Source organism: Pseudomonas sp. HY2-MNA-CIBAN-0224 (assembly GCF_040310285.1).
Lineage (GTDB): Bacteria > Pseudomonadota > Gammaproteobacteria > Pseudomonadales > Pseudomonadaceae > Aquipseudomonas > Aquipseudomonas helleri.
The window spans coordinates 1-8,331 of sequence record NZ_JBEOPQ010000109.1 but is presented as its reverse complement, the minus strand read 5'-3'; the positions used below and the strand labels follow the sequence as shown (position 1 = coordinate 8,331).

At 58.5% G+C, this 8,331-nt stretch carries 7 protein-coding genes; 3 read left to right on the top strand and 4 right to left on the bottom strand.

Annotated elements, in window-relative coordinates; all coding sequences use genetic code 11:
* Positions 1 to 125: 125 nt before the first annotated feature.
* From AAEZ03_RS25270 to AAEZ03_RS25255, 4 genes are all read right to left on the bottom strand, one after another.
* Positions 126 to 1,472 (bottom strand): imelysin family protein, encoded by a 1,347-nt coding sequence (locus tag AAEZ03_RS25270; RefSeq protein ID WP_350582383.1) that lies wholly within the window; start codon positions 1,470 to 1,472, stop codon positions 126 to 128.
* Between the two features lie 174 nt (positions 1,473 to 1,646).
* Complete coding sequence (locus tag AAEZ03_RS25265) at positions 1,647 to 3,698, bottom strand: putative bifunctional diguanylate cyclase/phosphodiesterase (RefSeq protein ID WP_282364697.1); 2,052 nt, start codon at positions 3,696 to 3,698, stop codon at positions 1,647 to 1,649.
* Positions 3,699 to 3,943: 245 nt separating this feature from the next.
* Positions 3,944 to 4,540, bottom strand: a complete 597-nt coding sequence (locus AAEZ03_RS25260; RefSeq protein ID WP_048369650.1) for a superoxide dismutase — start codon at positions 4,538 to 4,540, stop codon at positions 3,944 to 3,946.
* A 213-nt stretch (positions 4,541 to 4,753) separates the two neighbouring features.
* Positions 4,754 to 5,356 carry a LysE/ArgO family amino acid transporter gene (locus AAEZ03_RS25255; RefSeq protein WP_048369652.1) on the bottom strand — a complete coding sequence of 201 codons (603 nt, stop codon included), beginning with the start codon at positions 5,354 to 5,356 and terminating at the stop codon, positions 4,754 to 4,756.
* A 109-nt stretch (positions 5,357 to 5,465) separates the two neighbouring features.
* Here AAEZ03_RS25255 and AAEZ03_RS25250 point away from each other — a divergent pair, with 109 nt between their 5' ends.
* The 3 genes from AAEZ03_RS25250 to AAEZ03_RS25240 are packed head-to-tail and all read left to right on the top strand — an operon-like array spanning position 5,466 to position 8,262.
* Positions 5,466 to 6,359, top strand: coding sequence for a LysR family transcriptional regulator ArgP (locus tag AAEZ03_RS25250; protein WP_262123685.1), 894 nt, complete (start codon positions 5,466 to 5,468; stop codon positions 6,357 to 6,359).
* Between the two features lie 52 nt (positions 6,360 to 6,411).
* Entirely contained in the window at positions 6,412 to 7,410 is a 999-nt protein-coding gene (locus AAEZ03_RS25245; protein ID WP_350582378.1) for an NAD-dependent epimerase/dehydratase family protein, read from the top strand.
* Positions 7,411 to 7,440: 30 nt separating this feature from the next.
* The gene (locus tag AAEZ03_RS25240) at positions 7,441 to 8,262 is read left to right on the top strand and encodes a GumC domain-containing protein (protein ID WP_350582376.1); all 822 of its coding nucleotides are present in this window, start codon (positions 7,441 to 7,443) and stop codon (positions 8,260 to 8,262) included.
* Positions 8,263 to 8,331: the final 69 nt, after the last annotated feature.

The window sequence follows — 8,331 nt, the reverse complement described above, 5'->3', positions numbered from 1 at the left end:
AGCTTGCCTCGCGATCTTTTCAAGATCAAAAGATCGCGAGGCAAGCTCGCTCCTACAGTTTGAACGGCGCACAAAAAAGGCGACCCGAAGGTCGCCTTTTGCGTCACTCACTCACACATCGCTAATCAGAACTCGTGGTCAGCGTTGTCCGGGTTCAGGTCGCTGATGCCCAGCTTGCCTGCGGCTTGTTCGATAGCGGCGGTTTGTTTGACCAGGGCCGCGATGGCATCACGTACCACCTGGTTGCCGGCTTCGTTGCCCGCTGCGATCAACTGGTCGTAGTGCTCGCCTTTGTTGGCGAGGTCTACCATGACCTGGATCTTGGATTCGGTGTCGGCCAGATCGGATTTCAGGGTGGCGTCTGTGGCCGGGTCAACGACGACGACCAGCGACGACAGGCTTGGGCCGGTCATTTTGCTGCCGTCAGCACGTACGTACTCACCCAGGTACACGTTACGAATGCCTTTGGCGTCGTAGAAGTGCGAGTTGTGGGTGTTGTCGCTGAAGCAGTCTTGCTCGTCTTCAGGGGAGTTGGCTTCCAGCGACACTTTCATGCGCTCACCGGCCAGTTCGCCCAACGACAGGCTGCCCATGCCAAACAGCATTTTGCGCAGGCCGTTTTGTGCAGGCTCTGCTTCGAGCGAGGCGCGGTAGTTGTCAGGCACGTTTGGCGCCCAGTTGCCGACCATTTCAGTCAGGTCGTTGACCAGCAACTGGGTCACGGCCTTCAGGTAGGCACGACGACGATCGTTATGGCCGCCGGTTGCGCCTTCGCCTTCCAGGTAGTCCGAAGCAGGGCGGTCGCCCGCGCCTGGGCCGGTGCCGTTCAGGTCCTGGCCCCACAACAGGAATTCAATGGCGTGGTAGCCAGTGGCGACGTTGGCTTCGGAACCGCCCAGCTCATTGAGGCTGGCCAGGGTTTCCGGAGTGATTTCAGTCACGTCGATCTTGTCTTCGCCCACCTGGATCTGGGTGTTGGCGATGATGTTGGCGTTCGCCCCGGGGTTGCCCAGTGCGCCGCTGTAGGTGGCGTCAACGTAGTCGATCAGGCCTTCGTCCAGCGGCCAGGCGTTCACTTGGCCTTCCCAGTCATCAATGATGGTGTTGCCGAAGCGGAACACTTCGCTTTGCAGGTAAGGGACACGCGCTGCAATCCAGGCCTCACGTGCGGCCTTCAAGGTGTCGGCATTGGGCTTGGCCAAGAACGCGTCGATGGCGGTTTGCAGGGTTTTGGCGGTGGACTCGGCGTCGCTGTACACGGCATGCACCATGTCGGCGTAATGCGCGACAACGGCTTTGGCTGCGGCGTCGTTAACTTGCGCGCCCGAAGCATCAGTGGCTGGCGTAGCAGGAGTGGTCGCTGCGGCTGGCGTAGGTGCTGTGGCTGTTTTTTCTTTGTCTTTGTCGCCGCAACCAGCGAGTGAAATAGCAATGGCCAGCAGACTGGCGGTAGCCAGGGGCAAACGAATCATGGGCGAACATCCTGCTTCGAGTGGTGGGACAAGCATGCGACGGCACGCAAAACGTGCGACATGATGCGAAAGATATGCATTTTGTGTAAAGGGTTACGCCTGTAAATATTTCCTATTTACTTCTGCAGCAAGCCTTGGTTGATGTGGCCTTGGTCAAAATCTTGAAACATAAAATTACATATTAAGGGCGTTGTTGCGCTGCGCCTGCTTCAGATAAGCGCCCAATTCCCGCGCTCCCAAGGGCTTGCTGTACAAATAGCCCTGGCCTTCGTGGCAGCCTTCACTGATCACATAGGTTTCCTGTTCGAGGGTTTCGACGCCCTCGGCAATCACCTGCATGCCCAGACTTTTGCCCAACTGGATGATGGCGCGCACGATGGTGGCGTCGTCGTCATCGTCAATCAGGTCCTGAACAAAGCTCTTGTCGATCTTGATTTTATCCAGCGGCAGGCTTTTCAGGTAACTCAGCGATGAGTACCCGGTGCCAAAGTCATCAATGGCAATCAGCGCGCCTGAGCGACGCAAGCTCAGCAAGTGCTGGGCGGCGGTGCTGATGTCTTCCATCAGACTGGTCTCGGTCACTTCCAGCTCCAGGCTGCCGGGCGGCAGGCGATACATCTGCAACAGGTTGTTGACCACCCGCGGCAACTCGGCGTGGTGCAACTGCACGGTCGACAGATTGACCGCCATGCGCAAGTCGGTGAACCCCTGATCGTGCCAGTCGCGCAGTTGGCAGCAGGCTTGATCCAGTGCCCATTCGCCAATGTCGATAATGCTGGCGTTGGCTTCTGCCAAAGGGATAAACAGGTCTGGCGGGATCATGCCGTGCTCGGGGTGTTGCCAGCGCAACAAGGCTTCGACGCCCACCACCCGATGATCGCTGTAGCGAATTTGGGGCTGGTAGACCAGGTGCAACTGATTGCGCAGCAGGGCGTCCCGCAGGTCTTTTTCCAGCTCGCGGCGGCGGCGCATTTCGCGGTCCACGCTGGCGATATAAAACTGATAACGGTTGCGCGAGCGGCTTTTGGCCAGGGTCATGGTTTGTTCGGCTTTTTGCAGCAACTGCTCCGAGGTGTCGCCATCTTCCGGGTACAACGTGATGCCGATGGTGGCGCGCAAGCGGATGTTTTGCTGATCGACGCTGAACGTCGTCTCCAGGTCATCCAAAATGCCCTGCGCCAGTTCGGCGGCCTCATAAGGCTGCTCGATGTGGGCCTGAACCAGTGCAAACTGGTCGCCGCCCAAGCGTGCGAGTGCACCCAGGCTACCGCTGTGCGCCCGCAAACGATCGGTCAGGGCTTGCAGCAACTGGTCGCCTGTCTGATAACCAAATTGTTCGTTGATGCCTTTGAAATCATCCAGCCCCACACACAGCACGGCCACGCGGCGCTGAGAGCGGCCTGACTCAATCAGGATTTTGCTCAATTGGGACTGTAATTGCTGGCGGTTCGGCAGCCCGGTCAAAAAGTCGTATTGGGCCATGCGCAGCAAGGAGCTTTCGGCTTCGTGGCGCAAATGCGCATTGCGCTCTATGGAGGCCAGCAACTGGTTGGCGGTGTTGACCCACACCCCGAGCTCGTTGGATTCATGCCCCTTGAGCTGCGGGATCAAATGTTCGCTGGGGTGGTCAGGGTTGATGCTGGTCAGGTGCTGGATCATTTTTGACAAGGGCTTGGTCAGCAGCCAGTGATAAATCAGGTACAGCACCAGGCTCATCAGCAGCGCCCGCAACACCCCCGACAGCAACAGCGCGCCGGCATTGGTCAAGAAACCCTGACCATAGGGCGCTGTGTCGAGGGTGATGCTCAGGTCACCGTAATATTCTTTGACGGGGCCGCCGCCCACCAGCGGCGTGTTGAACGTACGTTCCTGGCCCAGGATAAAGTCGGTCAGCCAGCGGCTTGAGGTTGCTTGCAAGGGCCGGGTTTTTTCCGCGAGTACGGTTTCATTGGGGTGGCCGATAGAGGCCTTGCGCATTGCGTCGTCCTGAAACAAGCCCTCAATGACCTGCATCGCCATTTCCCGGTCCAGGCTGTACAGCGCTTGCGTGGACGGGTCGCGAAACATATTGAGGATTTGCTTGGCGTCCTCGTTGACCGCCTGGCGTGTGAGATAGGCGTCGAAGACAATTTGCGCGCAGCCTAATATTCCTCCCACGACCAATGCTGAGAGCAATACGATCCGGAGTAATTTGATCGACAAGCTGTTCTTGAATTCCAGCTTCAACGGGTTATTCCTTGTGTCTTGCCGATAGTCGTGTGGTCATGGCTGCAGGTAATCGTTCATTTTGACGAGGGCATTATCCAGTGGTTTGAGAGCTGGACAATGTGTCGGTTCAAGGCGTAGTTAACTTGAGCCGGCGAATGAAATAAACCTGCCGTTGATAGTAGTCTGAAGCGCGTTGGCCCCGCACTTTTGCCTTGGCCAAAAAAAACCCGGCAATGCCGGGTTTTTTTAACGTTCAGTCAGTTTCAGGCAGTGAAGGTTTTGCCTTCGAACTGCTCTGCAACGAACTTCCAGTTAACGATGTTCCAGAACGCCTCAACATACTTCGGACGTACGTTGCGGTAGTCGATGTAGTAAGCGTGTTCCCAAACGTCGCAGGTCAGCAGCGGGGTGTCGCCGCTGGTCAGCGGGTTGCCGGCGCCGATGGTGCTGGCCAGGGCCAGGGAACCGTCAGCCTTCTTCACCAGCCAGCCCCAGCCGGAGCCGAACGTGCCGATGGAGGTTTTGCTGAATTCTTCTTTGAACTTCTCGAACGAACCGAACGCAGCGTTGATGGCATCAGCCAGCGCGCCGGTAGGCTCGCCGCCGCCGTTTGGCGACAGGCAGTTCCAGTAGAACGTGTGGTTCCACACTTGAGCGGCGTTGTTGAAGATACCGCCCGAAGAGGTTTTAACGATCTCTTCCAGGGTTTTGCCTTCGAACTCGGTGCCTGGCACCAGGTTGTTCAGGTTCACGACATAGGTGTTGTGGTGCTTGTCGTGGTGATACTCCAGGGTTTCCTTGGAGATGTGCGGCTGCAAGGCATCATGTGCGTACGGCAGCGGCGGCAATTCGAAAGCCATGTTGATTCTCCTAATCAGGTCAGTTGCGATGAGCGCAAGGCCGATCACGGGCGGCCAAACACGCGCCGGGGAGTTTGTACTCTTTGCGGCGCAAGCGCTGGATCATAGCACCGGGGTTGGCGCATAACCACGCGACAACTGTGTGGAATAGACGTTTCAACCAGATTGATTGAAAAACTCGATGTTTTTTCAGGCCCCCGTTAACCCCATGGATTACCCGGCAACAATCAACTGAACCGCCACCGCGTACATCATCGCCGCCACCAGCAGGTCCAGCAGGCGCCAGGTGCCGGGGCGGGCCAGCCATGGTGCGAGCCATGCCGCGCCCAGGGCCAGGGTGAAAAACCACAGCAGCGACGCACTGGCCGCGCCCACCACGTAGGCGCCGGGTACGCTTTGCTGAGCGCCAAGCGAGCCAATCAGCAGCACCGTATCGAGGTAAACGTGCGGGTTGAGCAAGGTGACCGCCAGTGCGCTGAGCATCACCGCCCTGAGCGAGCGCGCGGTCTGGCCGGCCGATTGCTCAAGGCTTGAGGCCGAGAACGCCCGGCGCAGCGCCTGGGTGCCGTACCAGAGCAAGAACAACGCGCCGCCCCAGCGCGCCACACCCAGTAAAATCGGGCTTTGCGCCAGAATCGTCGCCAGCCCGAACACCCCGGCTGCTACCAGCAATGCGTCACAAATCACACAAAAAGCCGCGACCGGCAGGTGGTGTTCACGGCGCAAGCTTTGTGCAAGCACGAAAGCGTTTTGGGTGCCGATGGCCATAATCAGGCCGAACGCGACCAACAGGCCATTAAGGTAGCTTTGCCACATAAGAAATACTCGCCGAACTGCATCACAAGAGGGGGTTACTGCTGGCTATTGTCCGGGCCTTGGTTGTATAAGAAAAACCAATATTGCTGATCGCCCATTAGGAAAACTGATGTTCGACTATAAATTACTCTCAGCGTTGGCTGCCGTGGTAGAACAGGCCGGTTTTGAGCGTGCGGCGCAGGTGCTGGGGCTGTCACAATCGGCGATTTCCCAGCGCATCAAACTGCTTGAAGCGCGCATCGGGCAGCCGGTGCTGGTGCGTGCCACGCCGCCGAGTCCTACAGACATCGGCAGGCGCTTGCTCAACCATGTGCAACAAGTGCGTTTGCTGGAGCGTGACCTGCAACGTGTGGTCCCGGCGCTGGACGATGAGGGCTTGCCCGAGCGGCTGCGGATTGCTTTGAATGCCGACAGCCTGGCCACGTGGTGGGCCCAGGCGGTGGGGGATTTCTGCGCTGACAATCAGCTGTTGCTGGATTTGGTCGTCGAAGACCAGACCGTCGGCTTGAAACGCATGCGTGCCGGTGAAGTGGCCGCGTGTTTATGCGCCAGTGAGCGCCCGGTGGCAGGCGCGCGCAGTGTGTTGCTGGGCGCCATGCGTTATCGCGCGATGGCCAGCCCGGCCTTTATTGCGCGGCATTTTCCCCAAGGCGTGAAGGCTGCGCAATTGCCTAAAACGCCTGCGCTGGTGTTTGGCCCGGATGATTTTTTGCAACATCGGTACTTGGCGGCACTGGGCGTGGACGGCGGTTTCGAGCACCATCTCTGCCCCTCATCAGAAGGCTTTATCCGCTTGACGGAGGCCGGGCTGGGCTGGGGGCTGATCCCCGAGCAGCAAGTGCGCGAGCAACTGGCCAGCGGGGCATTGGTAGAGCTTTTGCCAGATAAACCGATCGACGTGCCACTGTACTGGCATCATTGGCGCAATGGTGGACAACTGCTGGAAGCGCTGACGGCCCATTTAACCCGCTCAGCATCACGCTGGTTAGTGCCTTTGGCCTGATAACCGACGTTTAAACAGCAGGCAACAAGACTTACAGCATTTGGAGCAATTGATGAAGATTCTGGTCACCGGCGCAAGCGGCTTTATTGGCGGACGCTTTGCGCGTTTTGCCTTGGAGCAGGGCTTTGACGTGCGGGTCAGTGGGCGTCGGGCCGAAGGTGTCGAACACCTGGTGCGGCGCGGGGCTGAATTTATCCAGGGTGATTTGACCGATGGCTTGCTGGTGCGTGACCTGTGCGTCGATGTCGATGTGGTGGTGCACTGCGCAGGGCATGTCGGCACCTGGGGGCGCTATCAGGACTTCTTCCGCGACAACGTGCTGGTCACCGAGAACGTGGTTGAAGCGTGCTTGAAACAACGGGTGCGACGCCTGGTACACCTGTCATCGGCCGCGCTGTACTTTGACGGCCATTCACATCTGGGGTTGACCGAAGAAGACGTCCCGCGGCGGTTCAAGCATCCTTATGCCGAAACCAGGTTCATGGCCGAGCAAAAAGTCTTTGGCGCACAGGAGTTCGGCCTTGAAGTGATTGCCCTGCGACCGCGCTTTGTCACCGGGGCCGGAGACATGAGCCTGTTCACGCGCTTGTTGGCACAGCAGCGCAAAAATCGCCTGGCAATCATTGGTAATGGTTTGAACAAAGTCGATTTCACCAGCATGCAAAACCTCAACGATGCGTTGATGAGCAGCGTTCTGGTGAGCGGATCGGCCTTGGGCAAGGCCTACAACATCAGTAATGGCACCCCGATACCGTACTGGGATGTGGTCAATTACGTGATGCGCCAGATGCACGTGCCGCCCGTGACCCGTTATCGGGGCCCCGGCATGGCTTATAGTGTCGGCGCGCTCAGCGAAGCGGCTTGCAAACTGTGGCCGGGGCAACCGGCGCCGACGCTCACGCGTTTGGGCGTGCAGGAGATGAGCAAAGACTTTACCCTCGACATCAGCCGGGCTCGCCACTACCTCGACTACGACCCAAAAGTCAGCCTGTGGACCGCGCTGGACGAGTTTTGCGGCTGGTGGAAAGCCCAGGAATCGCCGTACCGCTGACATTCTTCAGGACCCAGATAAGGTTTCTCCATGCGTAACGACTCACGTGACCACTTCGACAATGTACCGACCCTGCGGGCAGATGCAGACGACCATGATGATCTGGCGTCGATGGGTGGCGCACGTGAGCGCGGCGCGGGCCATGCGCGCAATGCCCAGGTGATCAAGGTCAAGGGGCCGAGTACCGGGCCTTTGTGGGCGTTGATCCTGGCCGTGTTGCTGGCGTTTGGCGGGCTGGCCTGGTGGAGCTTCCAGCAGATCACCTTGATGGAGCAGCAACTGGTTGCCACCCAGGAAAGCTTTGCCCGGATCAGCGAAGAAGCGGCGGGGCGCTTACAGGCCATTTCCGGCAAGGTGGTGGCCAGCGAATCAAGCATCAACAACGGCAGCGAAGCCCTGAAGTTGCAGATCAAACAGCTCGAAGACCAACTGGCTGAGCAGGCCAAGCACCAGCAAGGCCTGGTGGCGGGACAGATGGGCGATCTGGATCAGCGTTTTGAGCAAATCAACGCCGCGATGCTACTGCAGGTCAACGCCCAGAAAGCCTCCCAGACCCAACTTGAGACCGACCTCAAGACCATGGGCACCGAACTGGCGGCGTTGAAAGCGACCGTGGCGCAACAGGCGGGTGACGTGACGGCTTTGAAAAAACAGGGCAACCCGAGCGATGGCGTGCGAAGCCTGGAGCAGGACATGATCGTGCTCAAGAGCCAGTTGGAAAACCGCCCGGCGGCTTCCCAAGGCCCCAATACCGCCGAGTTTGATGTGTTCCGGGCGCAAGTGACGCGCAACATCACCACCTTGCAAAGCCAGATCCAGAACCTGCAAAAACAGATCAGCGCCCGGCCATAACCCAAAACCCGTGTAGGAGCGAGCTTGCCTCGCGATCTTTTAAAGATCAAAAGATCGCGAGGCAAGCTC

Excerpts from the sequence above, each read along its gene's own strand:
- AAEZ03_RS25270 (WP_350582383.1), bottom strand. The coding sequence starts at position 1,472 with ATGATTCGTTTGCCCCTGGCTACCGCCAGTCTGCTGGCCATTGCTATT.
- AAEZ03_RS25260 (WP_048369650.1), bottom strand. The coding sequence starts at position 4,540 with ATGGCTTTCGAATTGCCGCCGCTGCCGTACGCACATGATGCCTTGCAG.
- AAEZ03_RS25255 (WP_048369652.1), bottom strand. The coding sequence starts at position 5,356 with ATGTGGCAAAGCTACCTTAATGGCCTGTTGGTCGCGTTCGGCCTGATT.
- AAEZ03_RS25250 (WP_262123685.1), top strand. The coding sequence starts at position 5,466 with ATGTTCGACTATAAATTACTCTCAGCGTTGGCTGCCGTGGTAGAACAG.
- AAEZ03_RS25245 (WP_350582378.1), top strand. The coding sequence starts at position 6,412 with ATGAAGATTCTGGTCACCGGCGCAAGCGGCTTTATTGGCGGACGCTTT.
- AAEZ03_RS25240 (WP_350582376.1), top strand. The coding sequence starts at position 7,441 with ATGCGTAACGACTCACGTGACCACTTCGACAATGTACCGACCCTGCGG.